General features: G+C 64.9%; 22 protein-coding genes. 9 read left to right on the plus strand and 13 right to left on the minus strand.

The features are described from left to right. The first annotated feature begins 90 nt into the window (after positions 1-90). The 3 genes from DWV00_RS30260 to DWV00_RS30270 all read left to right on the plus strand — a co-directional run bounded on the left by DWV00_RS30260 (position 91) and on the right by DWV00_RS30270 (position 2,424). Entirely contained in the window at positions 91-504 is a 414-nt protein-coding gene (locus DWV00_RS30260; RefSeq protein ID WP_115537299.1) for a hypothetical protein, read from the plus strand. A 127-nt stretch (positions 505-631) separates the two neighbouring features. Continuing rightward, the gene (locus DWV00_RS30265) at positions 632-1,627 is read left to right on the plus strand and encodes a homoserine kinase (protein ID WP_115537300.1); all 996 of its coding nucleotides are present in this window, start codon (positions 632-634) and stop codon (positions 1,625-1,627) included. Beyond that, positions 1,618-2,424 (plus strand): BPSS1780 family membrane protein, encoded by an 807-nt coding sequence (locus DWV00_RS30270; RefSeq protein ID WP_115537301.1) that lies wholly within the window; start codon positions 1,618-1,620, stop codon positions 2,422-2,424. Before DWV00_RS30265 ends, DWV00_RS30270 begins: the two co-directional genes overlap by 10 nt. A 47-nt stretch (positions 2,425-2,471) precedes the next feature. On the opposite strand, the gene DWV00_RS30275 is transcribed toward DWV00_RS30270, so the two are convergent. Together DWV00_RS30275 and DWV00_RS30280 are read right to left on the minus strand one after the other, a co-directional pair. After that, positions 2,472-2,648, minus strand: coding sequence for a DUF3563 family protein (locus DWV00_RS30275; protein WP_115537302.1), 177 nt, complete (start codon positions 2,646-2,648; stop codon positions 2,472-2,474). Between the two features lie 153 nt (positions 2,649-2,801). Then, positions 2,802-3,956, minus strand: a complete 1,155-nt coding sequence (locus DWV00_RS30280; RefSeq protein WP_115537303.1) for an extracellular catalytic domain type 1 short-chain-length polyhydroxyalkanoate depolymerase — start codon at positions 3,954-3,956, stop codon at positions 2,802-2,804. Positions 3,957-4,225: 269 nt separating this feature from the next. Here DWV00_RS30280 and DWV00_RS30285 point away from each other — a divergent pair, with 269 nt between their 5' ends. Further along, positions 4,226-4,921 (plus strand): phosphatase PAP2 family protein, encoded by a 696-nt coding sequence (locus DWV00_RS30285; protein ID WP_115537370.1) that lies wholly within the window; start codon positions 4,226-4,228, stop codon positions 4,919-4,921. 51 nt (positions 4,922-4,972) lie between these two features. On the opposite strand, the gene DWV00_RS30290 is transcribed toward DWV00_RS30285, so the two are convergent. The 3 genes from DWV00_RS30290 to DWV00_RS30300 form a co-directional block, all read right to left on the minus strand. Further along, on the minus strand, positions 4,973-5,863 hold the full coding sequence (locus DWV00_RS30290; RefSeq protein ID WP_115537304.1) for a TOBE domain-containing protein: 891 nt from the start codon (positions 5,861-5,863) through the stop codon (positions 4,973-4,975). A gap of 112 nt (positions 5,864-5,975) precedes the next feature. Further along, positions 5,976-7,799 (minus strand): CHAD domain-containing protein, encoded by a 1,824-nt coding sequence (locus DWV00_RS30295; RefSeq protein ID WP_115537305.1) that lies wholly within the window; start codon positions 7,797-7,799, stop codon positions 5,976-5,978. A gap of 121 nt (positions 7,800-7,920) precedes the next feature. Then, positions 7,921-8,307: a tautomerase family protein gene (locus DWV00_RS30300; RefSeq protein WP_115537306.1), complete on the minus strand. Its 387-nt coding sequence runs from the start codon at positions 8,305-8,307 to the stop codon at positions 7,921-7,923. 110 nt (positions 8,308-8,417) lie between these two features. On the opposite strand from DWV00_RS30300, the gene DWV00_RS30305 reads away from it, so the two are divergent. Next, positions 8,418-9,293 (plus strand): LysR family transcriptional regulator, encoded by an 876-nt coding sequence (locus tag DWV00_RS30305; RefSeq protein ID WP_115537307.1) that lies wholly within the window; start codon positions 8,418-8,420, stop codon positions 9,291-9,293. Between the two features lie 94 nt (positions 9,294-9,387). Here the strand turns inward: DWV00_RS30305 and DWV00_RS30310 are convergent, their stop codons facing one another. The 3 genes from DWV00_RS30310 to DWV00_RS30325 all read right to left on the minus strand — a co-directional run bounded on the left by DWV00_RS30310 (position 9,388) and on the right by DWV00_RS30325 (position 12,004). Beyond that, entirely contained in the window at positions 9,388-9,834 is a 447-nt protein-coding gene (locus DWV00_RS30310) for a GNAT family N-acetyltransferase (RefSeq protein WP_115537308.1), read from the minus strand. Between the two features lie 53 nt (positions 9,835-9,887). Further along, positions 9,888-10,979 carry a group II intron reverse transcriptase/maturase gene (gene ltrA, locus DWV00_RS30315; RefSeq protein ID WP_181885641.1) on the minus strand — a complete coding sequence of 364 codons (1,092 nt, stop codon included), beginning with the start codon at positions 10,977-10,979 and terminating at the stop codon, positions 9,888-9,890. 425 nt (positions 10,980-11,404) lie between these two features. Next, complete coding sequence (locus DWV00_RS30325; RefSeq protein ID WP_181885642.1) at positions 11,405-12,004, minus strand: type II toxin-antitoxin system PemK/MazF family toxin; 600 nt, start codon at positions 12,002-12,004, stop codon at positions 11,405-11,407. Between the two features lie 207 nt (positions 12,005-12,211). On the opposite strand from DWV00_RS30325, the gene DWV00_RS30330 reads away from it, so the two are divergent. Together DWV00_RS30330 and DWV00_RS30335 are read left to right on the plus strand one after the other, a co-directional pair. Continuing rightward, complete coding sequence (locus DWV00_RS30330; protein ID WP_245965102.1) at positions 12,212-12,574, plus strand: MbcA/ParS/Xre antitoxin family protein; 363 nt, start codon at positions 12,212-12,214, stop codon at positions 12,572-12,574. Then, positions 12,565-13,275 (plus strand): RES family NAD+ phosphorylase, encoded by a 711-nt coding sequence (locus tag DWV00_RS30335; RefSeq protein ID WP_115537311.1) that lies wholly within the window; start codon positions 12,565-12,567, stop codon positions 13,273-13,275. Before DWV00_RS30330 ends, DWV00_RS30335 begins: the two co-directional genes overlap by 10 nt. Positions 13,276-13,383: 108 nt before the next feature. Here DWV00_RS30335 and DWV00_RS30340 read toward each other — a convergent pair whose 3' ends face one another. The 5 genes from DWV00_RS30340 to DWV00_RS30360 form a co-directional block, all read right to left on the minus strand. Next, positions 13,384-14,127: a metallophosphoesterase gene (locus DWV00_RS30340; RefSeq protein ID WP_115537312.1), complete on the minus strand. Its 744-nt coding sequence runs from the start codon at positions 14,125-14,127 to the stop codon at positions 13,384-13,386. Between the two features lie 178 nt (positions 14,128-14,305). Beyond that, positions 14,306-15,883, minus strand: a complete 1,578-nt coding sequence (locus DWV00_RS30345) for a c-type cytochrome (protein ID WP_425452863.1) — start codon at positions 15,881-15,883, stop codon at positions 14,306-14,308. Positions 15,884-15,910: 27 nt separating this feature from the next. Continuing rightward, positions 15,911-17,512, minus strand: coding sequence for a GMC family oxidoreductase (locus DWV00_RS30350; protein ID WP_115537313.1), 1,602 nt, complete (start codon positions 17,510-17,512; stop codon positions 15,911-15,913). A gap of 98 nt (positions 17,513-17,610) precedes the next feature. Then, a complete protein-coding gene (locus tag DWV00_RS30355; RefSeq protein ID WP_115537314.1) occupies positions 17,611-18,171 on the minus strand; it encodes a sugar dehydrogenase complex small subunit in 561 nt (186 codons plus the stop codon). 287 nt (positions 18,172-18,458) lie between these two features. Further along, positions 18,459-18,944: a VOC family protein gene (locus DWV00_RS30360; RefSeq protein ID WP_115537315.1), complete on the minus strand. Its 486-nt coding sequence runs from the start codon at positions 18,942-18,944 to the stop codon at positions 18,459-18,461. A 490-nt stretch (positions 18,945-19,434) separates the two neighbouring features. On the opposite strand from DWV00_RS30360, the gene DWV00_RS30365 reads away from it, so the two are divergent. Next, on the plus strand, positions 19,435-22,938 hold the full coding sequence (locus DWV00_RS30365) for a maltotransferase domain-containing protein (protein WP_115537372.1): 3,504 nt from the start codon (positions 19,435-19,437) through the stop codon (positions 22,936-22,938). Then, positions 22,928-26,326: a maltose alpha-D-glucosyltransferase gene (treS, locus tag DWV00_RS30370; protein WP_115537316.1), complete on the plus strand. Its 3,399-nt coding sequence runs from the start codon at positions 22,928-22,930 to the stop codon at positions 26,324-26,326. The genes DWV00_RS30365 and treS overlap by 11 nt, the downstream gene beginning before the upstream one ends. The last annotated feature ends 60 nt before the right edge of the window (positions 26,327-26,386 follow it).

A 26,386-nucleotide genomic window follows, 5' to 3' on the forward strand; every position in this document is an offset into this window, starting at 1 on the left:
CTGTTGTTGCCACGCCGGCCATGTCGGCCACCTCGCAGCCGGTTCGGGGGTCGCATTTGCTAGAATTCAAGGATCTTCCGGAGATCCATCATGAAGCCGTACTTTTCCGCCGCCGTTTGCGCCGCGTTTGCCGTCGCGAGTCTCGCCGCCGCACCGCGTCTCGTGCTCGCGGCCCAGACCGACGACGCCCAGGCGCGCGAAGCGCAGCGCGCTGCCAATGAGGCGGCCGGGCTGCCCGACCTGACCAAGATCAATCGCCCCGCGGCGCAGGTCTCGTCGAAGGTCGACATCAATGACGTTCCCCGCAAGCCGAGCTTCCATGAGAAGGACCGCAACGGCACCGAGATCACCGAATTCCGCGATCGCGGCAAGCCCGTCGAAATCGACGTTCACTCGAACTTCGGCACGCACTACCAGATGAGCGCATCGCCGGACACGTCGCCGCAAGTCCATAGCAGCGCTCAACCGAGCACGCGCCTGCCGTCGATCAACCTGCACTACTGATTTTCTCGTCGCATCGCTCGGCACGCCGCGCGCGACCGTCGATCGGCCGCCTGCGCGGCGGCGTGCGGCCACAGCCGCCGGCGCCCTGCGCCGCTCCCCGTTCAATCCTTGCTCTCGAAGCCTTCGCATGGCCGTCTTTACCGTCGTCAACGAAACCGATCTCGCGCACTGGATGCGCCACTACGATCTCGGCGATGTCGTCGATTTCCGCGGCATTCCCTCCGGCATCGAAAACAGCAATTTCTTCCTGACGACGACGCGCGGCGCCTATGTGCTCACGATCTTCGAGAAGCTGACGGCCGAGCAGCTGCCGTTCTATCTCGAACTCATGCGCCACCTCGCGCATCACGGCGTACCGGTACCCGATCCGATGCCGCGCCACGACGGCGCACTGTTCGGCATGCTGCACGGCAAGCCGGCAGCCATCGTCACGAAGCTGCCCGGTCAGGCCGAATTGGCCCCCGCCGCCGAGCACTGCGCCGAAGTGGGCCAAATGCTGGCCCGCATGCATCTGGCCGGGCGCGAGTTCAAGCCGTATCTGCCGAATCTGCGCAGCCTGCCGTGGTGGCAAGAGACGGTGCCGCAGGTGTTGCCGTTCCTGTCCGACTCGCAACGTGAGCTTGCGACGTCCGAACTCGCTCACCAGTCGGCCTTCTTTGCCTCGGCCGACTATGCGGCGCTGCCCGGTGGCCCGTGCCACTGCGATCTGTTCCGCGATAACGTGCTGTTCGCGCCTGCCGCGCCCGGCACGAACCACACGGTGCGCCTGGGCGGCTTCTTCGATTTCTATTTCGCCGGCTGCGACAAGTGGCTGTTCGACGTGGCGGTGACCGTCAACGATTGGTGCGTCGATCTCGCGAGCGGCCGGCTCGACGACGCCCGCGCGAATGCGATGCTGCGCGCCTATCAAACGGTACGGCCGTTCACGCCCGAAGAGCGGCGCCATTGGGCCGACATGCTGCGCGCGGGCGCGTATCGCTTCTGGGTGTCGCGCTTATACGATTTTTATTTGCCCCGAGCGGCCGAGATGCTCAAGCCGCACGATCCCACTCATTTCGAACGCATCTTGCGCGACCGGCTAGCCGGCGTCGCGCCTTTGACCGCGTCAAGTCCATGCAACTGACAGAAGTTTCCGCGAAGACCGGCTACGTTTGGTACCGGCAGGGTATTTGGCTGTTCCGTCGGAATCCGCTCGGATTCCTGACGATTTTCTTCACCTACCTGATCGCGATGTGGGCGGTATCTCTGATTCCGTACGTCGGCGCGGTGCTGCCGCTCGCGCTGATTCCCGGGGTAGCGGTCGGATTCATGGCCGCCTGCCGCGACACGGTGGCGGGAAAAATGGTATTTCCGACGGTGCTTGCCGATGGGTTTCGGTCTTACGGCGCGGCGGGCGCCATGCGGCTGATCGAACTCGGCGGCATTTATGTGGCCGCGATCGCGCTCGTGTTCGCCGGTTCGGCACTGGCCGACGGTGGGGTGCTGTTCAAGCTGATGATGGGTACGCAGAACGTCTCTCCCGAGACGCTGGCCGCGAGCCCTCTGCTGAAGGCGGGACTCGTCGCGTTCGCCTGCTACCTGCCCGTTGCGATGCTCTTCTGGTTCGCACCGATCTTGACGGCATGGCATGAGGTGCCGCCCATCAAGGCGATGTTCTTCAGCCTCGTCACATGCTGGCGCAATCGCGGCGCGTTCATCGTCTACGGCGTGCTGTGGTTCGCGACGGCAGTGGTCGTCTCGACCGCGCTTTCGCTGCTGATGGACGCGATCGGCGCGCGCGACTATGCATTCACCGTGCTGTTTCCCGCATCGATCACGCTGACGACGATGCTCTACTGCTCGTTCTACGCCACGTATCGCGGCTGCTACGGCGTACAGGAACCTAACGGACCCAGCGCGCCCGGAACGCCCGGCGTCTGATCGGCGCCCATGCGTCCGTGCATTCGGCGTTCGCCGAACCGCGAAACTTAGCGCGCGGCTTGCCAGGACGGCTGCACAACCGCGGCTTCGCGATCGAGCTTGCGCATACGGAATTCGAGATCGTAGAGATCGGTGGCTTCGGACAAATAGGCGTCGTTGCGCGTCTTTTGGCGCTCTTCGGCCGTTTGGGTCAGGAACAGGAACAGGCGGCTAAGCAGGAACATGATGTGGCCTCGTGCGGTGCGGTACTAGGTTACAGGTGTTAACACCTAAGCGATAACCCTAATTATAGGGAAAACCCTAGTGATGCGCTAGTGTGGTATCCGGGGTTGTGGTTTTTCCGCATCAACGCCCGCCGCGTGAGGTCGCCGGCGACGCTACCGGACGGCGGCTCGACGGGCGGTGGCGGCCGGCCGGCGGCGCTGATCGCGCAGGAACGCCCAGATCAACGCGCTCGCATTGGGGCCGGTCTCGGAATGGAAGGGGACGGTTTCGTCGCCGCCCGCCCATGCGTGACCGAGGCCAGCGACATGGCACACCCGGACTACGCGCCGGTTGCTCATCAGGTAGTCGTGAATCCGCCCCACGCCTTCCTGCGTTTCTCGCAACGTGCCCGTTATCCAGGCACTCTCGCGGTCAATGAAGCCGTTCAGGCGCAAGAAGGCCTGACCGAGTTGCTCGGCGTTTTTCGGAGCGACGACCCTATCCGCATCTCCGTGCATGATGATCGCCGGCATGCCCGGATAGCCTGCGACGTCGACCATCGCATCGATGAGGGCGACAGGATCGTGCCGCACGCCGCGCCGCATGACGTCCATCGCCGTGATGCCCGAGTGCGCTTCGCCCAATGCCGGCGCCGAGTGCAGCGCGACGGCCGCGAACCGTTCGGGATAATTGAGCGCGAGCAGCGAGGCCAGGCCCGCGCCGGCGGACAGTCCCGCGATGTAGACGCGTTCCGGATCGATGCCGTGATGGGCGATCAGCGAATCGACGAGCGACACGACCGCGCGCGCTTCGCCGAGCCCCGCCGTATCGTGATCGTCGTACCAGTGCCAACATCGATGCGCGTGCGCGTGCTTCGACTGCTCCGGGTAGACGACGGCGAAGCCATGCTGATCGGCCACGAGGTTCATGCGCGTGCCCATCGCGAAGTCGTCGATCGTCTGACTGCAGCCGTGCAGCATGACGACGAGCGGGATCGGCCCCGCTCCCTTCTCCGCTGTCGGTGGAACGTATAAACCGTATGACAAATGATTCACGAGGCGGCCCGGCAACGGCGGCGCGGAGTGGTAGGAACGCGTCCACTGGCCTTTTGTCCAAGCGCCGGCACGCGGCCGGACACGCGATTCCCGCGGCTCGCCGGATTCGCGCGCGCTCTGGGCAGCACGTTCGGGCGCGCGGCGAACGGAATCGGCGCGCTTGCGGCGTTTTGTCTTCGTGGCTTCGCGCAGGTATTCGGCTTGCGTAGCCGGCACGCTGGACATGATGCGTTTGACACCCTGCAGCCAGAGTTTCGTCAGGCTTTTGGTCATTGGACGTGGCTCGCTAAAAAGGGACGGTTCGGCCGTGCGGCACAGTTTTATGACGCAATGCACAATATACCCTCTTCGAGTGTCGGCGCCCGGCGTTGCCGGTACCGGCGACGGCGCCGGCCGCGTGCGTCATCGCACGAGCAGCGCCACCGTGCGCGGCCGCTGCTCGTTATACTGTCCGTTCACGTCACGCGTGTCGTCGCCTCGAGCGGCTCATGCGTTGAGCAAATAGGAGCCGTGCGGTAGACCCGCCCCCGCCTATGCACGATATGTACGATTTGCCTCTACACCTGTGGTTTTCGATCACGCGCCTCGGTGGCGCGGGACTCACGCTGCCGCTCGCCATCGCGATCGCGCTGTGGCTGGCCATCGGCTATTCGCGCCGCCTGGCCCTGGAATGGCTGGTCATCATCGGTGCGGCAGCGGGCGTCGTCACGCTCACCAAGATTGCCTTCCTCGGCTGGGGGGTCGGAATCCGCGAATGGGATTTCACGGGGGTCAGCGGCCATGCGATGCTGTCCACCGCCGTCTATCCGGTCGCCTTCTTCCTGACCCTGCTGCCGACCCGCGCGAGCATCCGGCTGGCCGGTGTCGCATGCGGCCTCGCCGCGGGCGTCGCGGTCGGCCTGTCGCGTGTCGTTCTCAGCGCGCACTCGCCGTCCGAAGCCGTGGCCGGCTGTATCGTCGGCGCGCTCGCCGCGATCTTGTTCGTCTGGTGGGCCTGGGATGCCAAGCCCAGTAAGCTGTCGGCCGTGCCGGTGGCCGTCAGTCTATTGATGCTGACTGCGGCACTGCACGACGTGCGGGTGCCAACCCAATATTGGATCACCCATATCGCCCTGCATTTGTCCGGCCGCGAACGGCCGTACATCCGCGCGCGCTGGAAAGCGGGGCTGTATGCGCCCCGGCCGGTACTGGCTCCGCCTACGGGCCGCAGCGCGGCGATAACGCCCCCTTTCGCCTGACCCCCGCCCCGAAGCCCGACCGCGCGGCCGTGCCGGCTCCGTCCGCCGCGCTCAGTCGGCCGTACCGAGAATCACGCTAGAGGCCTTGAAAACGGCTGTCGCGCGTTTGCCTTCGGCGAGTGCCAGCGTGTCGGCGCTTTCGTTCGTCACGACCGCGGTGATCACCGTCGAATTGACGTCCGGCGGCGAGCCCGCGGCGCCGTCGAGCGCGAGCGAGACCTCGGTGTTCACTGCCCCGCGCGTCACCTGCGTCATCAAGCCGCTGAGTTGATTCCGGGCGGACAGACGCAGCGGCTGCCCCGCATCGGCTTCGTCGGCCACGAGCATGACCCAGGACGCCTTCACGAGCGCGAACGCCGGTGCGCCGACCGCGAGGCCCAGCGTCTCGGTGCTCTCGTGCGTCACGACGGAGACGACCGACTGGCCGCCCGGCAGCGCGAGCGAGATTTCGTCGTTGACGCTGCCGCGCGTCACGGCCGACACCGTCCCATAGAGCTGATTGCGGGCGCTCGTTTTCATGCCGATTCTCCCGATCAAAGCCCAATCGCCCGCGAAGTCCTCGATCGCCGCACTCGCGCGCTCGATGAACTTGCGGTGCTCGCGCTCGACCGCATGAAACGTTTCGATGAGGCGATGACCGCGCGGCGTGAGCGCCGTACCGCCACCGCCCTTGCCGCCGACAGCGCGCATGACGAGCGGTTCGCCCGCGAGATTGTTCATTGCATCGACGGCGTCCCACGCGGACTTGTAGCTAATGCCGACCGCTTTGGCGGCGGACGTGATCGATCCCGTGTCGCGAATCGCAGCCAGCAGGGCAATGCGCGCCGCGCCGCCGAGCGTTTCGTGGCCCGCGCGCAGCCAGACCGACCCGCCGAGCTCGAGCGTGGGGGCCGAGCGGCTGCCGGTGGCGGGACGTTCCGATGACGGAGAGTGTTCGCTCATGAGGGGGCGCGTAGCGAAGCTAGCTAGGCTAGCTGGGCAATAGGAAGTGGAAGTCGGGATTATAGGCGGCGGCCTTGCCGGTTCGCACCCGGCCACACGGGAGCCGGGAACGCTACGCTCCGCGCACGATTTTCGGCTTGCCCAAGTCCTGCAGCAGCCGATCGCCCTCGATCGCGGACCAGCGGTTGACCGCCTCGCACCACCCCCGCGCGAAGCCGTGCTTGTACGGCAGTACGTCGAGCGCTTCAAGAAAATGCAATGCCGCCGTGGCATCGCTCCCGTCGCCGAGCACGCTCTGGATTCGGCTGAGCTGCTTCGCTATCTCGCGCTGCGTCTTGCGCGACGCCAGCGGCTGAAAGAATTCGAGCGTGTAACGCAAGCGCTTGGCTTCGATCCGTCGACGATGACGCTGCGCGGGCGTCAGCGCGGTCAGCCCCGGCTTCTCGATCAGACGCCGGTAATGCTTGCGTACCCGCTTCGCCGCGTAATCGGCAAGCGACTTATCCCTCATGACGGATGGCCCTTGCGAGAAATGCTGAGCCGCCAACCAACGTAGCCATGCGAGGGAAAGCGCCGCATAGCGGCGCGTGCGCAGCGCGGCGCGAACCTGCGAGCGCGCTTCGTCGCGGCGCGCGGCGGCACGTTCCCTAAGCGGCGCCCACGCCGCCGTGTCGACATCGGCCTCGGCTAGGACAGGCAGCGTGGAATCGACGAAGACATCGAGGTCGCGTGCTTGGCCGAGCAAACCACCGAGCCAATCGAGATCGGGGGCGATCGTGCGCTCCCAGGCATCGTCCGCCCAGCGCCGGAACGTCTTGAGCAGGGTTTTCAAACGGCGCAGGGCCACACGCATCTGGTGCACGAATTCCGTGTCGGTGCCGGTATCGTCGCGCACACCCGCCTCGTTGCCGAACCACTGCCGGGCCACATTCGCCGACACGGCCATCAGCGCGCCGTGCGGCGTCTTCACACCGCGCAAATCGACGTGCGCCGCGCGTACCGGCGCTGGATCCGCGCCGCCGGCGAGGCACGCGCGGCCGTAGCCGTCCGTCAGCAACGGGAACACGGGCAAGGTATCGGCCAATGCGCCGGCCGCCGCGAACAGCGCGCGGAGCGCCGCGCATTCGGCGTCGGCGCAGGCGTCCGATTCAGCCGCGGATTCGTCCGCTCGCTGCGCTTGCTCAGCAGCGGCGGCGGCGGCCGGTGACGAGCCTGCTTCGACGTCGGTCAAGCCTTGGGTTTCGCCGATGCGCGAAGCAAGACGCAATTCGCAAAATGCAATCGACATGGCGCCGTGCTCGGACGGCGAAGATGACTTGGCCGCCGCGGCGTCCGCGCTACCTGCCACGCGCGCGTCGTGCAGTTCGATGTCGACAACGGCGCCGCCGGGACCGCTCCATCGCCAAACGCCGCGACAAACCGTCAGCGCGCGCGACGGCGCGAGTGTGCCCAACTGCTTGCCTAGCGCGTGTTTGACCGCCTGCGGAAAAGCATCGCCGATCGCAAACGATGTGCCGGCTTCGAGCGGCTCGTCGCACACCGTTTCGCATCGCCGGACACCCGGTGCGAATTCATTCGCACGCACTGCGGTGACGCGGCGAGCGCCCTCCTCGTCGGCCACGAACATGACGCGCCATACCCCATCCGGGCTGACGAACGCGCGCACCGTGGAAAGCTCCACGGCGCGGATCGGCGCAATGCCCGGCATTCTGCTCAACGCATCCGCGATGGCCGTGCCGGCGTCCGTGTGAACGAGTGAGGGTGATACCCCGCTTCGGCCGCTGCCGTACTGCTTGCGCGTCGCGACAGCATGCTTGGTTTCGTCCGCGGCGGCGTGGCCATCCGCGCAACCCTTGCTCCTCGCGGGAGCCGGGCCGGCCATCCATTCGCTTGCCGCCGTGGGCTCGACCGCAAGCACGAGTTCGACGGTGCCCAATATCGTCGCTCCGTAAGCTGAAGTGCACCGGTCATGTTATACGCACCAGCGGCCGTGGCGCTCGACAAAACGTAGGCACGCGCGCTATCGCCGCGGGAGCGACACCCGCGACACAGCGAGTTCAACGCGGAACGTATTGCGCTTCGCCGTTGCCGAACGACCAGTTCTCGGGCAGCACCTCCACCAGGTTGATGAATACGTCTTCCTTCCGTACGCCAGGGTTGTCCGCCAGCAACTCGACGATGCGGCGATAAAGCGCCTGCTTCTTTTCGAGCGGCCGCGTGTTGCTGACCGTCAACTGAATCATCACGAAGCCGTCGCCGCGCTCGATGCCGAGGTAGCTCCGGTTATAGATCAGGTCCTCGGGCGCATGCTCGGTGAAGACCGTGAACTGGTCGTCCTTCGGCACGTTGAACGTGTCGACGAGCGCGCGCAGCACGCCGTCGGCCAACCCTTGCTTGTACTCGGCCGAACGGCCGGCGGGGAGCGAAATACGAGCGAGCGGCATGGTGTTTCTCCTTTGTGGTTAGTCATCACCGTGATCGGATGTAGGCAGAATACGTCGCATCATCCATAATGAACAGAAATCAAAAGCCATTTCTATCATTTACATCTGAAATGAAAGTACTCGATCTCGATGCCGTACGCGCGTTCGTCCATGTCGCCGATTTGCGCAGTTTCACGCGCGCGGCCGATCTGCTCGGAACGACCCAGTCCGCCGTCAGCCTGAAGGTGAAGCGGCTCGAAGCACACCTCGGTAAGCCGCTGTTCGAACGGACGCCGCGCTCGGTGCGACTGTCGCCGGCCGGCGGCGCGTTTCTCGATGCGGCGCGCGAGCTGCTGCAAGCGCACGATCGCGCATTGGGCGCGCTCGGCACCGAACGCCGGCGCATCAAAATCGGACTCAGCGAGCATGTGGCCGGGCCCAATCTCGCACCGCTCGTGGCTAGCCTGCATCGGCACGATCCAAGCCTCGTCATCGAAATGCATTTGGGCTCGTCCGCCCCGCTCGTCGCTCAGTACGACGAGCGGCGGCTCGACGCCGTCATCGTGCGGCACGAGCCCGACGAAGTCGCGGCGCGCATGGCTCAGACCGGCGGCATGTCGGACGGCGAGGCGTTGTTCGTCGAGCCGCTTGTCTGGCTTGCCGCGTCGGACTGGGCCCCGCCGGCCGACGCCCCGCTGCCGCTCGCCGTGCTATCGGGGCCTTGCGGCGTGCGGACCGCCGCGCTTCGTGCGCTCGAGCGGGCGTCGATCGAATGGGAAGAGGCCTTCGTGGGCGGCGGGATCGCCGCGGTCGGGGCGGCCCTTTCGGCCGGGCTCGCTGTTTCGGCGCTCGCCCGGCGCGTGGCGCCGTCAGGCGTGGTCGACGTCGGCGAAAAGTTCGGGTTGCCGCCGTTGCCCGAATCGCATGTCGTCATGTACTCGCGCGTGCGCGAGCCGCGCTCGGCCGACGCGCTGCGCACGCTCGCGAAGTCGCTGGCGCGGGGGTAGCGGAAAAAGCAGCCATGGACCTAGCGCCTAGACTGCTCGGCGGCGCGATATGACGCGACATGACGCGATGCGATGCAACGGAGCGGCCCGAGCCTCAGCGCGGCGTATCGATGCGGTAGTGAACGAATTCGCTGCGCGGCGCGTAGCTGTCGTAGAGGCCCCGCGCCCGGTAGTTGTTTTCCTTCGTGGTCCAGTACACGCGTGCCCAGCCTTGCTGCCGCGCCTCTTCGAGCAGCCAGTCGATCAGTTGGCGCCCGACGCCTCCCGCGCGCACGAGCGGATCGACGAACAGGTCCTGCAAATAGCAGACGGGCGTGAGCAGCGAGGTGCTCTCGTGAATGACGTAGTTCGCGATACCGATGACTTCGCCGTCTCGCTCGGCGACGATCGCATGCACGGGGGAACGCTCGTCGAGAATGCGCGACCAGGCGTGGCGCGTGACCGGTTCCGAAGGCTCACGTTCGTAAAAGCGGGTATAGCCGTCCCACAACTCGCGCCAGCGCGCCTCGTCGCGCGCTTCGATTCTGCGTATCGTCGTCATCGAATCGAATCCTCGTCGATAGAAGGGTATGCAAGCGCCCGGGTGGCGCGACGTCAATCTACTACAGGCCGGATGCGGGTGCAGCGAGCCTGGCCTTGCGTGCGCAAACGGAAGAGTAAACCGATGTTGTAGGTCGCCTGGCGGACAATCGGGATAGGGGCGGTCAGAGCCTGACCGATCCCCTCCTCCCACACCACCCGGCTCCACTCGTCTAGATCACGAAACACCCGCGGCGTCTGCGCAAGGTGGAAGTATGCCTTCCAGCCCGGAACATACGCTTTCAGTCGTTCCGCTACCTCCGGCAGGCTTCGCCCACCCGAGCGGTAAGTCATTTCCCGAATGCGTCGCTTGAAGGTCGCGAGCGCCTTCCTCGACACCGCACATTTGATCCAGGCGCCTTTACTGAGCCACAGCGCGTAGCCCAGAAACTTGCGCCCGGTCGCCTGAGCAACCGCCGTCTTGGCCTCGTTGACCCGCAGGTGAAGGCGGGCGTAGAGCTTGCGCAGACCGTCCAGCACTCGTTCGCCTGCACGACGGCTGCGCACATATACGTTGCAATCGTCGGCGTAACGCACGAAGCGGTGGCCGCGCTTCTCCAGTGCCCGATCCACCTCGTCCAGCAGCACATTGGCCAACAGCGGTGACAACGGTCCGCCTTGCGGCGTACCTTCGTGACGCGCCATGACCACTCCGCCATCCATGATTCCGGCCACAAGGTAGCGCCGAATCAACCGGAGCACGGCTTTGTCGTCGATCCGCCTCGATAGCCTTTCCATCAGGATGTCGTGATTGACTCGATCGAAGAACTTCTCCAGATCCACATCAACCACCATCCGGTAGCCGTCCTGCACATGCCGTTGTGCCATCAGCACCGCGTCGCGCGCACGCCTCCCCGGTCGGAAGCCGTAGCTGTGTTCGGAGAATGTTGGATCAATGATGGGCTGCAAGACTTGCAGCAGGACTTGCTGGATCAGTCGATCCGTAACCGTTGGAATCCCCAGTTCACGCGTCCCGCCACCGGGTTTCGGGATCTGGACGCGCCGTACCGGCGCGGGCCGGTAACTACCATCCAGTAGCGCCTCCCGAATCAGGGGCCAGTGCGTCTTCAGGTAGTCCGCTCTGCTGACTTCTCGCTCCAGCTTCATGCCGTCGCCCTTTCAGGCACAAGGCGAGATCTCCCCAGGTAAGAACGCAGTCCTTCACCGCACAACCGCCAGATTTACGCCGCCTGATACTTGACCACGAGAGCTTCTCAGTTCATTGCCTGCTCGCCCTGATCGGCTTCGCCTTCTATCTGGTTCTTGTTCATCGGCTCGCGGCTTCGCTCCACGCTTCCTTCCCACGATCGGTCGCCCTCTCGCAGTTGCGTTTCGCTTCATTCGCTGTGGTCAACTCATGGTGGGACTTGCACCCACAAGACTGCGCCCATGCTGGGCGCACAACAAAAAGGCCCGCATATGCGGGCCTTCGTGCCTTTCGGCGGGTCATACAGCAGTGCCCTTTCAGGCGTGCCTTTCGGCGAACAGAAACATTGTTCACGACAATACCTCTCGAGTCAAGCGGACGTCGATTATTTTTCGACGAGAGGCTCTGCTTCAACGCCAATCGCACGCTCAACTTCGCTTTGGCACTGAAGCGCATTTTTTTCTTCAACCCAAGGCGTCAATCCTATGTGCCGCATTACCCCTTCTTGGATGGCCCGAAGCTTTTCGGGAGAAACTTTGCCATGAGCATAGCTTCCGTCCGGCAGTCGAAATTCCCGAAGGCGCTCTTCGTCCACGGACTGAACCAAGTCCGTCTTCGCCCATATCGGGATGTCGCCCCGATAGGCACCGGTGGCAGGCACTTCACCGCCACTTAACCTGACATGGAGCCTCATCGCTTCACCCGTCCGGTGAGGCTTCTTGTGTCTATCTTGTAATTTGCTTATCGGGACTACCAGGAACTGCTTGTTACGCTCCCCCAATATCACCACCGGGCGCCGCTTCCGCATCTCATTAGGTATGCGGTAATCGTAGTTATTCTTCTTGAAAGGGCCATCCGGTTGACCGGGATCAACAGGGTCGTAGTTACCCAAAATGCAGTCATATACATCCCCGCGACTCGGATTGGTTTTTATCGATTTCAAGTTCTTCTCCCTCGGCGCATCAACGGTGAGAAGCGGGATCATACCCATCTCGATATAACGGCCGCCGTCCGTCTGACGAAGCCTGTCGCCCCCTCGACACGCTCGGCTTGCAATAATCCACAAATGGACTAAGATCGGACTGTGGTTCAAATAGAGATCGATCACATGTCGCCCGCCGTTCACCGCTTGTCCCCTGCCGAAGCCCACGCGCGCGAACACGCGCTCGCGGCCGCACCGTCGATCGCGGCGATGTCCGCGGCCGGCTTGCGCGCGTTTTTCAATATCGCCCGAGACTGGGGGCTCGCCATCGACGAGCAAATCGTTCTGCTGGGCTCGCCCGGACGCTCGACGTTCTTCAAGTGGAAAGCCGCGCCCAATTCGGCGCGGCTTTCGCGCGATACGCTCGAGCGCCTATCGTTGCTGCTCGGTATCTATAAGGCCTTGCAGATTCTCTTGCCCGAGCCCACTGCCGCCGATGGATGGATCAAGCGGCCGAACAGCGCTCCGCCGTTCGGCGGGGCCAGCGCGCTCGACCGGATGCTCGCCGGCAATGTCAGCGATCTGATCGCCGTGCGCCAATATCTCGACGCGATGCGGGGCGGATGGGCGTGACGACGGCCGAAGACCGGTACTCCCCCGCGCGCCCAGCCCGCATCGATTGGTCCCCGGCCTATCGCGTCATCCCGACACGATTTCCCGCGGTCAATCTGTTCGATCGCGTCGCCTCGCCCGAGGATTTCGAGGCGCTCTATGCGCTCGAAGCGATGACGAACGACCGCTTGCGCACCGAAGTCGGCGAACTCGATCTCGTACCGCCCGAGGAACGCTGCTTCGGTCCCGGCTACGGGCCGATCATGGCCGCGTTCACGCATCTGAATCCGCTCGGCAGCCGTTTTTCGGATGGCCGATACGGCATCTTCTATTGCGCGCGGGAAGTGAAAACGGCCGTGGCGGAAACGCGCTTCCACTCGGCCCTGTTTCTCGCGGCGACGAAGGAGCCGCCGCTGCGTCAGCAGATGCGCCTTTACACGGTGCTCGCACGCGGCGAAGCCATCGATTTGCGCAACGATCCGGCGCTCGACGCAGCCGTGCTCTCTCCGGTCGACTATTCCGCCGGTCAGGCACTCGGGCGGCGTCTGCGCGAAGCGGGCGCGGCCGGCATCGTCTACCCGTCGGTGCGCGACCCGTCGGGCGAGTGCCTCGCGGCATTCAAGACGACGTTGCTGCGCGACTGTCACCATGCCGCGTACTTGGAATACAACTGGAACGGCACGGTGATCGACAGCGTGTTCGAATTGAATCAGATCGGATAACGCAGCGCCTGCGTGACTGGCCCACGCGACACATTGTGCTTAGGGGGCTTGGGCTTAGGGGCTTGGGCTTAGGGGCTTGGCGGCTGAGGGGCTGAGGGACCCATAAGCTCATGGCAGCGACATCTGCCGAGCCCCTTCGGCTACCGCCCGCTCGACCGAGACCGACCACGCGCGCGACGTCAACGCTTCGGTGACGGTCAGCTTGCCCGTCATCGCGAATGCGCCCGTGTCGATGAAGATTTGCGCGCCGATGCGGCCGATTTCGCGCATCGGCGTGTGGCCGCAGTAGGTCGGCGACAGCCCGGCTTGCCGCTCGACGATCCCGCTGCCCAATGCAAGCTCGCGCCCCCACAACAATTGCTGGCGCGTACGTTCAGTGTAGACGCCGGCGTCGAGCGCACCATCATCGCCGAAAAACTCCGCATGCAGCACGTTGAAGCGTCGCGCCCCGCTACCGACGACGCGCACGAGGGGCAACGTCCGCAAGCGCCTCGCATAGGCGCGCAGCACGCGGTCGGGCAGCGCTTCCGCCCAATCACCGCCAAGGCCGTCCCAAACGCTGCGCCGCATGGCGCCCTCAGCCACGAGGCAAAGCGCTTCCTCGTGATTGCCGAGCACGGGAAAGAACCACGGCTTGTCGATCAACGCCAACGCCTCTTCCGATTGGCTCCCGCGATCGATCAGATCGCCTACCGAAAAGAGCCGGTCGCAATCCGGATCGAACACGATCTCTCGCAGCAAATAGCGCAGCGCGTCGACGCAACCGTGCAGGTCGCCGACGACGAAGTCGCGACCGGCGGCGTTGGCCGCATGTCGGCAGACAATGGGATAGGCCTCGTTCGTTGTGCTCATACGGCCATCATAGTCCGGCGTTAAAGCCGGTGTTCTTGCCTGCGCTTGAAGCGCGTAGGGATACACCGAAACACCTCGTTCGGCGAGGATCCCGCCGGCCGTTGCAACGGCCGCCCGTCCCCGCCCCTCGGTGTCTTTTGACGCGTAGTGCGGCCGTTAGTGCGCTATTAACGATTGATTATTGCTGACGCTGACGCAGCTTGCCGACGTCGTCCGCCGTCACGGTCGCCTTGGGATTGCCGAAGTGCTTCGTCACGTAGTTCGCGATGGCCGCGATCTGATCGTCGTCCAATTCGTTGCCGAAAGCCGGCATCATCACATCCGCCTCTTTCGTATGGCGATTCACGCCGTGCAGAATGACCATGGCCAAGTTGTCCGAATCGGGCGCACCCACCACGCTGTTATGAATCAACGACGGATACGCGAGCGGCGAGGACGCGCCGATACCCTGTCCCGTCCAGTTGTGGCAGCTCGCGCAATTGGCCACGAACAGCTGCGCCCCGTCGACGCTGGTCACACGCGTACCGCGCAAGCGCTTCACGTCGTCCGCGGGACTGCCCCATTGATCGCGCGGACGCGTTTGCCCGCCCACAACAGGCCGCACCGAGTGCAAGTACGCGGCGATCGAACGCAAATCCTCGGGCGTCAGGTACTGCGTGCTGTCCGCCACGACGTCGGCCATCGGCCCCGCCGCGTTCGCCCGCCCCGGCACGGCGCCCGTGCCGAGGTAGCGAACGATGTCTTCGTCGCTCCAATTGCCGATGCCGCCCGCTCGGTCCGGCGTGATGTTGAACGCGCGCCAGCCCGCCTGCACCGCGCCCGAGAACCGATCGCTCGACTTCAGCCCCTGCATGAAATTGCGCGGCGTATGACATTCCTCGCAGTGCGCGAGACCTTCGACGAGATAGGCGCCGCGATTCCATTGCGGGCTTTGCTTCGGATCGGGTACGAAGCGGCCTTCATGGAAATTGAACAGATTCCAGAAGAACATCAGCCAGCGCTGATTGAACGGGAAGCTCAGGTCGTTGCGCGGCGGCGTATAGCGGATCGGCGCCAGCGTGTTCAGATAGGCACGAATGGCCAGCACGTCGCGCTCGGTGATCCGCGTGTATTCGGCATACGGAAACGCGGGATACAAGTGCTCGCCGCCCTTGCCGATGCCCTGCTGCATGGCGCGCAGAAAATCGGCGTCGGTCCAGCGGCCGATGCCGGTCTCGGGATCGGGCGTAATGTTCGGCGTATAGAGCGTGCCGAACGGTGTGCCGATCGGCAAACCGCCGGCGAAGGGCCGGCTCTTGTCCGCCGTGTGGCAGGCGATGCAATCGCCGGCGCGCGCGAGATACTCGCCGCGCTTGACGAGATCGGCCGTGCCGTCGTCCGTCGATGCCACGGCGGCCGCCTCCTGACCCGAGCCGCCCGACGGTCCCGCCGTACCCGCGGCGGCCGCACCGCTCACCGCCCCCGAAGGCGAGGCGCCGTTCGGGACCGACGCCGCACTCGCCAGCATCGGCGTACTCGCGGCCGATGCGCCGGCCGCCCCGACTTCGCTCGCGCCTTGCGCCAGGGCGGCGGCGACCGGCAATTCGTCGGCAGGCGAGGCCTCGCGATCGTGCGCCGCATGCCAAGCGAGATACAAGGCGAAAATCGAAAAGGCCGCCGCAAAGCCCTTCATGCGCAGCGGATGACGCCGCACGGTGCGATGGATCGAACCGTGGCGCAGATCGGTCGCGTCGGAACGGAGTCGCAGATTCGTCATCGGAAGTCTCATCGAGTCCTCGCGCGATCAGAGCTCATGCTTGAGCTTGTCGGCGAGCCGCAGCGCGAGCGCCGCGATCGTCAGTGTGCAATTGACCGCGGCGGCGGTGGGCATCACGCCGCTCGTCGCGAGGAACAAGTTTTGATGGTCGTGCGTCCGGCAATCCGCATCGACGACGGAATCCTGCGGATCGGCACCCATGATCGTCGTGCCCATGATGTGGTTGTTCGGAGCGAAGTGGTCGTCGAACGCTACCTCGGTGCCGCCGAATAGATTCGCGATCTGCGCGTAGAGTTCGTGCGTGTTGGCGGCGCTCTTTTTGACGTAGTCGTTGATCGAGTAGTAGATCTCGGGCTGCGGGATGCCGAGCGCGTCCTTGTGCTCTTGCGAAGGCAAGATCCGGTTCTGCGGTTCGGGCAAATGCTCGTGGAAGCTGTTGATCGACAGCGTGCGCGCGGCCCGGTCGCGAATCTGCCGGTCCAGCTCGGCCCCGGTCACACCTTTTTCGATCAGTGCCGACGTCACGGCCATCGTCGCCACGCCGTTCGACAAGTGCAGTTTCTTCGAGGCGTAATCGGAACGGAAGGATCCGTCTCGAAAATTGACGACCGAAGTCATCTCCATCGGGCCGCGTCCCGGCCATAGCGCTTCATTCGCGAGGAAGCTCACGCCGGTGCCGGGGTGGTCCATCAAATTGCGGCCGACCTGATCGGAGCTGTTGCCGATGCCGTGGGGAAACTGGTCCGACGTCGACATCAACATCAGCTTCGGCGTCTCGATGCCGTTGGCGGCGAGCACGAACAGCTTGCCGCTCACGCGCGTCGTGCGGCCCGTCGGGTCCTTGTAATGGACGGCCGAGATAAGCCCTTTGTCGTCCGCTTCGATCTTGTAGACGACGGCTTGATCGATCAGCTTCGCACCCGCCTTTTCCGCTTTCTCCGCGTGCACGATCCCGTTGTACATGGCCGCGATCGGGCAGATCGGCATGCAGTTGTTGTTGCCGCAGCAGGTCGGGCGTTCGTCGTACGGGCGGCTGTTGCGCGCGACGGGCTCGGGCACGACCTTGAACCCGTTGGCGTTGAGCACGTCGGAAAAACGCGTGTCCATGTAGGAGAGCGGCAATTGCGACATCGGATACGGCTTCGAGCGCGGCGAACCGAGGTCGATCGAGACGTCGGGCCCGGACACGCCGAGTTCGACTTCGGCCGCGTAATACCAAGGCTCGAGCGCTTCATAGGGAAACGGCCAATCGCGGCCGACACCGTACGTGGTTTTCAGCTTGAAGTCCGACGGCAGCAGGCGCCAAGCGGCCGCGGCCCAATGCCAGGTCGTCCCGCCCACCAGGCGAAGGTACTGCGAGTTGTACGGATAGTCGCCCTTTTGGATCAGGTAGTCGTTGGCCGGCGAGTATTCCGGATGCGGTGCGTACGGCATCGACGGATACGGCGTCGCGAAATCCGATTTGGCGGGCGAGTTGCGAAAATTTTCGACGATCTGCCAGCGCGCCAGGCGCGGCCCGGCCTCGAGGATGATGACCGATGCGCCGGCCAGTGCGAGTTGATGCGCGACGAGACCGCCTGCCACGCCCGAACCGACGATCACGACGTCGGCGGAAGGGTTGTTTGCCATAAGCGCTTCGCCCTATTTCGTTCTTTTGCTGTTCTTCCGCATGCGGGACCCAGAAGCAAGCCGCAAGCGCGTGCCGCTCCCTTCGCGTGGTGGCGGCGTCAAACGCCGGCCGGTTTCTGCGCCCAGTAGAACGGCACGTCCCGGCAATACGAGGGGATCGTGAGAATGTCGTTCACCGGGTCGAACATCAGAGCGTGCTCGTAGGCGACCACATGCACCATGGGCATGTCGCCGACGAGCCCGAGATACCAGGCGCGAACAACGCGCTCGACCGTTTTCGCCAAACGAGGATCGTCGGCTGCCAGCGCGGCCGTCACGGTGTCGCTCGGTACGCCGGCGTGCGTCGCCAGCCACTTGTTCAGCGCGGCGACATTGGAGACGAACGCGCTGTCGGCCTTGGATAGCCCGTCGTAAATGCGCGAGGCGAGCATCGCGTCGAGCGTCGGGCGGCCCGTCAATTGTTGCGAAAGCGCGGTGAAAGCGTCGAGTCCGCCGCCGGCAGGCGGTGCGAACGCGAACGCGCGCGACGCGGTAAGCGGCAGCCCGATCGCCGCGGTAAAAGCGAGCGCTGCGGCCGACGCACCGGCGCCCAGCAGAAATTGTCTGCGGGCCGCGGCCGCTTCCGCCTCGCGCGGCCGGCCGGTTCGGGCATCTGTCATGTGGGCTCCAGCATCGTGTTCAAGACACCGCCGACATGGGCCGACGGTCTTCATTCCCCGATTCCGGTCTTGATGCCGCCCTAGCCGTGGCGGTCTGTCCTTATCCGTGATAACCCTTGGGCCGTGCCCATTGGCTGCGACTATAGCCGCGTCCCAGCATTTAGACAATCGGCATAGGTGGATGCATAGGGGAGACATTCAAGCTGGAAACGATCTCGCCGCAGCCGAACCGATTAAGCAGATCGATCGGATCAATCGGATCAATCGCATCTATCGCATCGATCCGATCAGCCCCCCTCGCCCTCGTATGCGCGCTGCAACTGCGCGATGTCGAGCTTGCACATCCTCATCATCGCGCGCATGACGCGTGCCGCTCGCTCGTGGTCTTCGTCGCGCAGCATGCCGCCGAGCACCGTCGGCACCACTTGCCAGGTCACGCCGAACTTGTCTCGCAGCCACCCGCATTGAAGCCGTTCGCCGCCTTCGCCGAGCCGCTGCCACAGCGCGTCGACTTCCTCCTGCGAGCGGCAATGGATGAAGAGCGACATGGCGGGCGAAAAGGCGAATTGCGGGTTCGGGCCGCCGTTCAGCGCAATGAAGGTCTGTCCGTCGAGTTCGAACGTCACGCTCATCACCCGGCCTTTTCCGCCTTCGCCCGCGTCGGGGTAATGCATGACGTCGACGATCTTCGAGCGTTCGAATACAGACGTGTAAAACGCGGCGGCCTGTTCCGCTTGATCGTCGAACCAGAGAAACGGAGTGATTTTTTGCACAGCGTCTCCTTTCCATGTCTCGCGGCCTTTTCGAGCACGCGCTTCATACGCGCGATAGACCGATTAGACCGATAGACGACGAACCGCGCGGCGGCATTCCACGATTCAACGCTCGACGCCGGCGCCGATGTAAAAACGCGTCGCCGTCTGTCACATTTACACCGCGCACAACTGACGAATCCGTCTTCAAGACTAGTCGATGTGCACTGTCTTCGCGCGCGCATTCGGTGCATCGACCGCAGCGTCGAAGCGTATGCCGGCTTCGCTCAACGCGCGCATACTTGACGCGATCGACGCCTTCCGTTCCTCGGACGCGGCCCCCGCTCGGGTCTTCGCGGCATGCATCGTGCTTTCGGCTCTGTCGCGCGCTCATGCCGCCACCTCTCGGGCGATCCCGCGCCGGTGCGCGGATCATCGAGCGCCGCCTGACAACGCGATGCGATCGCACGGCCAACGTGCATCCACATCGCCGACGAACTGGAACGGACCGATGGAACCTCGTCACGCGTATGCGCCGCGGATTTATTTTCTTCACCCTCCCCTCGTCGGGCCGCTCGAAGCTTGGCCCGCACAGTTCGAGCGAGCCGCCGCGCTCGGTTTCGATCATGTGCTGATCGGCTCGCCCTTCGCCACGGGGCAAGCGGGACACACACAACTGGTGGCCGATTCGGCCCGGCTGCACCCGGTCTTCGGTACGTCCGGGCATGCCGACGAAGGCCTGCATCGCCTCGCCGACGACGCCCACGCCGCCGGTCTCGCGCTTCTGGTCGATCTCGTGCTCGATCGCGTCGCGGCCGACGGCGAACTGCTGCGCGCGCACCCCCAATGGTTTCACCCGTACGAGCCCGCACGCGTTCGACTCGATCCACGACACGCGCGCTACGAGGACAACGCGGCCTACGCCAACTTCGGCGACCCGCATGCCGCCGCGCAGCTCGGCGCCTGGTGGCGCGAGCGGCTCGCCGCTTTGATCGAGGCCGGGGTCGACGGCTTCAGGTTCGATTCGCCGCATCACGTTCCCGTCGACATTTGGCTCGAATTGGGGGCAGCCGTGCGCGCCCGCCGCAAAAACGCGCGCATGCTCGCCGCGACACCGGGACTCGCGCGCGACGACCTCGCAAGGCTCGAACGCGCACAGTTCGACAGCGTCTTCTCGTCGGTGCGCTGGTGGGACTATCGCGAAGACTGGCTGGCCGAAGAGCATGCGGTGCTCGCACGCGTAGGCGCGCCGATCGCGTTTCCCGAAGCGCCGTACGGGCCGCGTCTGGCGAGCGAATTGGCTTATGTGTCCGACGCAACCGCGATCGAACGCGCCTATCGCCGCGCGATCGCAACGAGTGCCTCGCTCGGCACCGGTTGGCTCGTGCCGATGGGATTCGAATACGGCGTTGCCGAGCCGATCTCGTACACGACCGGCAGCGCGCAGCGATACGGCGAAGCATGCGCCGCCGCGCGCTTCGATCTGGGCGATGCCGTGCGGCAAGCCAACCTGCTGCGGCAGCAAACGCCGCTGCTGTCGACGGTCGGCGAACTGCGTCAATTGTCGGCTTCCGGATCGAACGTCGCGGCCGTCTTGCGCGGCGAGTGCGCCGATCTGCGCGATGCGCGCGAAGCCGTGCTGCTCGTCGTCAATCCCGATCTGAGCCGGCCCGCGTTCGTCGAGCCGACACGCTTTCTCGAAGGCGTACCCGGCAACTTCATGGCATTCAAGCCGCTGGCAAGCCCCTGTTCGGAACCCGCCGAGCCGCTGCCGGCCTTCGCCCTCGCGCCCGGCGAAGCGCGCGTCTTTCGCGCGCAGCCGTGCCCCAGCATCGCCGTGCGGCGCGCGCCGAAACGCAACTCGGTGGCCTCGGCCTCGGAAGCGCTTGCCGCGCCGCGCATCGCGATCGAGAGCGTGACGCCCACCGTCGACGCCGGGCGGTTCGTCGTCAAACGCGTCGTCGGCGAAGCGGTCGACATCGGCGCCGCCATCTTCGGCGAGGGCCACGACAAGATCGCGGCGGCCGTCATCTGGCGCGCCACGGACGAAACGGCCTGGCACGAGACGCCGATGCACCCGGCTGCGCCGGCTGGCCTCGATCTTTGGCAGGCGAGCGTGACGTTCCCGCGCGTGGGGCGCTACGAGTTCACGGTCGTCGCTTGGCGCGACGATTTCGCCTCGCTCGTCGATCACATCCGCAAGAAGCTCGACGCCAATCAATCGGTCGAACTCGAACTCGAGGAAGCGCGCCATCTGCTCGCGCGCGTGCTGGCCGAAGCGGAAACCGCCGACGAAACGGGCGCGCAGCAACAGATCCATCACGAACATCGCGAGCATGAGGCGCAGCACGCGGCCATCGCCACACTGAAGCGTATCGCGACGCGCTTCGCGAGCGCGAACCCTGCCGCGCGGCTCGAAGCGGTGCTCGCGCCCGACACGGCCGATGCCATCGCAAAGTCCCGGCACCGCCCGTTCTTCGCACGCGAGGCCACGATCTACCGCATCGACGCCGAGCGGGCCGCGGCCCGCTTCGCGAGCTGGTACGAAATATTCCCGCGCTCGATGAGCGGCGATCCCGCGCGCCACGGCACGTTCGACGACGTGATCGCGCAACTGCCGCGCATTCGCGACATGGGCTTCGACGTTCTTTACTTTCCGCCGATCCACCCGATCGGCCAGATCAATCGCAAGGGCCGCAACAACACGCTCAAGGCGCTACCGGGCGACGTGGGCAGCCCCTATGCGATCGGCGGCGAAGCAGGCGGGCACACCGCCGTGCATCCCGAACTCGGCACGCTCGACGATTTCAAGCGCATGCTGGCCGCCGCGCACGAGCACGGGCTCGAGATCGCGCTCGACTTCGCGATCCAGTGCGCGCCCGATCATCCATGGCTCGCCGAGCACGCGACCTGGTTCGCCTGGCGTCCCGACGGCACGCTGCGCTATGCCGAGAATCCGCCGAAGAAGTATCAGGACATCGTCAACCCCGAGTTCTACGCGCATGACGCAAAACCGGCATTGTGGCTTTCGCTGCGCGACATCATCGCGTTCTGGATCGACGCCGGCGTGCGGATCTTCCGCGTCGACAATCCGCACACGAAACCGCTGCCGTTCTGGGAGTGGATGATCGCCGATATCCGGTCGCGCGATCCCGACGTGATGTTCCTGTCGGAGGCGTTCACGCGTCCGCGCCTCATGTACCGGCTCGCGAAGCTCGGCTTTTCGCAGTCCTACACGTACTTCACGTGGCGCGAATCGAAGCGCGACTTCACGGAGTATCTGACCGAGCTCACGCAAACGAACGTGCGCGACTACTTCCGGCCGAATTTCTTCGTGAATACGCCGGACATCAATCCTCGCCACCTGCAGGCGCAGGGCCGTCCCGGCTTCATGATCCGCGCGGCCCTGGCCGCGACGTTGTCGGGCCTATGGGGCGTCTACAGCGGCTTCGAACTTTGCGAGTCCGCCGCCTTGCCCGGCAGCGAGGAATACCTCGATTCGGAGAAGTATCAGATTCGGGCGCGGGATTGGAATCGGCCCGGCAATATCGTCGATGTCGTCACGATGCTGAACCGCGTTCGCCGCGCCAATCCCGCGCTGCACTCGCATCTCGGCCTGACGTTTCTGGCCGCCCACAACGACCGGATCCTCTTCTTCGAAAAAGCGACGCGCTCGCGCGAAAACGTGATCCTCGTCGCGATCAGCCTCGATCCGTTCGGTCCGCAAGAGGCCGACCTCGAACTGCCCGGGCATCTGTTCGAGCATTGGCACATGCAGGAATGGGACGCGCTGGCCGTCGCCGATCTCGCTACCGGAGAGCGCTTCGAGTGGCGCGGCCGCCGCCAGCACGTACGAATCGAACCCGATACACGCCCCTTCGCCATCTGGCGCATTGCGCCCGCCGCAGGTTTGCCGCGCGAGGAACACGCGCTGGCTTCCTTGGATCGCATCGGCCGAGCGGAACAAGCCGGCAACCGCGGTCACGGCGACACGGAGACGCACCATGAAGCGTGAAGATCATCCTTTGGACTCCGCCGCCACGCAGGACGAGACGAGACAGCGCTCGCGCACGTCGCGGCGCGCGGCCAAATCGCCCCTGTCCGACGATCCGCTTTGGTACAAAGACGCGATCATCTACCAGGTGCACGTGAAGTCGTTCTTCGACGCGAACAACGACGGCGTCGGCGATTTCCCGGGCCTCATCGCGAAGCTCGACTACATCGCGGAACTCGGCGTCAACACGATCTGGCTGCTGCCGTTCTATCCGTCGCCGCGACGCGACGACGGCTACGACATCGCCGATTACCGCAGCGTGCACCCCGATTACGGCACGCTCACCGATCTGCGACGCTTCATTCAAGGCGCGCACGCGCGCGGCATGCGCGTGGTCACCGAACTTGTCATCAATCACACGTCGGATCAGCATCCGTGGTTTCAGCGCGCGCGCCGCGCGAAGCCCGGATCCAATCACCGCAACTACTACGTGTGGTCCGACACGGACAAGCGGTACGAGGGCACGCGCATCATCTTCATCGATACCGAGCCTTCGAACTGGACGCACGATCCCGTAGCCGGCGCCTATTACTGGCACCGCTTCTATTCGCATCAGCCCGATCTGAATTTCGACAATCCGGCCGTCATGCGCGAAGTGCTGCAGGTCATGCGCTTCTGGCTCGACATGGGAATCGACGGGCTCCGGCTCGATGCGGTGCCCTACCTCGTCGAGCGCGAAGGCACGAGCAACGAGAACCTGCCGGAAACGCACGCGATCCTGAAGCGCATCCGCGCCACGATCGATGCCGAGTATCCGAACCGGATGCTGCTCGCCGAAGCGAATCAATGGCCGGAAGACGTGCAGGAATACTTCGGGCAGGAAGACGAATGCCATATGGCCTTTCACTTCCCGCTGATGCCGCGCATCTACATGGCGATCGCGAGCGAAGACCGCTTTCCGATCACCGACATCATGCGGCAGACGCCGGAGCTGCCGCCCACCTGCCAGTGGGCCATCTTCCTGCGCAACCACGACGAGCTGACGCTCGAGATGGTGACGGACTCCGAGCGCGACTATCTGTGGAACACCTATGCGAGCGATCGTCGGGCGCGCCTCAATCTCGGCATTCGCCGCCGGCTCGCGCCGCTGATGGAGCGCGACCGGCGCCGGATCGAGCTCATCAATTCGCTGCTGCTGTCGATGCCGGGTACGCCCGTCATTTACTACGGCGACGAACTGGGCATGGGCGACAACATCCATCTCGGCGATCGCGACGGTGTCCGCACGCCGATGCAATGGTCGTCTGACCGCAACGGCGGCTTCTCGCGCGCGGATCCCGAGCAACTCGTGTTGCCGCCCGTCATGGGCACGCTGTATGGCTTCGACGCCGTCAACGTCGAGGCGCAGACACGCGACCCGCACTCGCTGCTCAACTGGACGCGGCGCATGCTCGCCACGCGCCGCTCCAAGCTCGCCTTCGGCCGCGGCACGATCCGCTTCCTGCGTCCGTCGAATCGCAAAATCCTGGCCTATCTACGCGAAATGGAGGGCCACGCTCCGATTCTCTGCGTCGCGAATATGTCGCGCGCGCCGCAAGCGGTCGAACTCGACTTGTCCGAATTCGCCGGCCGCGTGCCCGTCGAAATGACAGCCGATTCGGTGTTTCCGGCGATCGGCCAGCTCACGTATCTGCTGACCTTCCCGCCCTACGGCTTCCTTTGGTTCATGCTCTGCAACAACGAGGATCGCCCGTCCTGGTCGCAGTCCAGTTCGGAGCAGTTGCCGGAATTCATCACGCTCGTGCTTCGCACAGGGCAAACGGGCCCGACGCCCGAAAACGTGCGGCTGCTCGAATCGGAGGTGCTGCCCTCCTACCTCAGCCGCCGCCGCTGGTTCGCGTCGAAGGACCAGAAGCTTCACGCCGTGCGGCTCGCCGCGCTGACGACGATCCCCGACGCGGGCTTCGCCTTCACCGAAATCGAAGCCGACGTCGGACGCCACACCGAGCGCTATGTGCTGCCGCTGGCGATCAGCTGGGGCAGCGACACGACCGTGCCGCTGTTCATGCAGCTATCGCTCGCCCGTGTGAGACGCGGACGCAACATCGGCCACTTGACCGACGCCTTCTCGCTGCCGCTGTTCGCGCATGCGGTGTTGCAGAATCTGCGCGTGCAATCGGTCATCCCCACCGTGCAGAAGAGCGAGATTCGTTTCGTTCCGACGGCTAGGTTCGGCGAACTCGACGCACTCGGCGAGGCGCCCGAAATTCGCTGGATCGCGGCGGAGCAAAGCAACAGCTCGCTCGTCGTCGGCGATCGCGCCGTGCTCAAGCTCGTGCGGCGCGTGATCGGCGGCATCCATCCCGAAGCCGAAATGAGCCGGCATCTGACCGAGATCGGCTATGCGAACACGGCACCGCTTTACGGCGAGGTCGTGCGCGTCGACCCGCAAAACGTGCCGCATACGCTGGCCCTGCTGCAAGGCTTCATCGAAAACCAAGGCGATGCGTGGAATTGGGCGCTCGACTATCTGCGCCGCGTGATCGACGAGCTCGCGCTCGCGCCGGAAACGGAAGAACCCGATCCGGAGATGTTCGAGGGCTATCGCGCGCTCACGAGGACAATCGGACGGCGCCTCGGCGAGTTGCACGCCGCGCTGGCGGCCCCCTGCGACGACCCTGCGTTCGCACCGGAAAAGGCCACGCGCGCGGACGTGCGAGCCTGGGTGGAAGGCGCTCGCTCGATGCTCGAGCACGCGCTCGACGTGCTCGCGGCGGAGGCGGCGAAGGAAGGATCGTCGATGGACGACGAGACTCGCGCGCAAGCGCAGGCGCTCGTCGATCGGCGTGCCGAACTCGTCGAAGCGCTCGAGCATCATGTGCCGCATCAGGTCGACGCGCTGCGCATCCGCGTGCACGGCGATTTCCACTTGGGCCAAATCCTGATCGCGCAAAACGACGTCTACCTGATCGACTTCGAGGGCGAGCCGGCCCGCCCGCTCGACGAGCGCCGAATGAAGCGCAGCCCGCTCGTCGACGTCGCGGGCCTGTTGCGCTCGCTCTCGTATGCGAGCGCGGCGGCGCAGCCCCTTTCGGAAAACGCGCCGATGCTGACCGCCGACCGCAAGCGCGCGCTCTTCGAACGCTTCCGCGAGGAAGGCCAGCAAAGCTTCCTCGATGGCTATCGCGAGGCCGTCGGCCATGCCGCGCATCCGCTCGTCTCGCCCGATGCCGAGGGTGTGCTGCTCGATCTGTTCCTCGTCGAAAAGGCAGCCTACGAGGTGCGCTACGAAGCCGCGAACCGGCCGACCTGGCTCGGGCTGCCGCTGCGCGGCCTGGCCGCGCTCGCAGCGCGGCTCCTCGGCGAAACGGGCGACGACGACGAGGCCGCCTCGCCCGAGCAAACGTGAGAATTGTCAGATGGGTTCCATGAACGATCAATCGTCACGCGTCCGCGAAATCGCCGACCG

The organism is Trinickia dinghuensis, from assembly GCF_003367175.1.
In the GTDB taxonomy this organism is placed as follows: domain Bacteria; phylum Pseudomonadota; class Gammaproteobacteria; order Burkholderiales; family Burkholderiaceae; genus Trinickia; species Trinickia dinghuensis.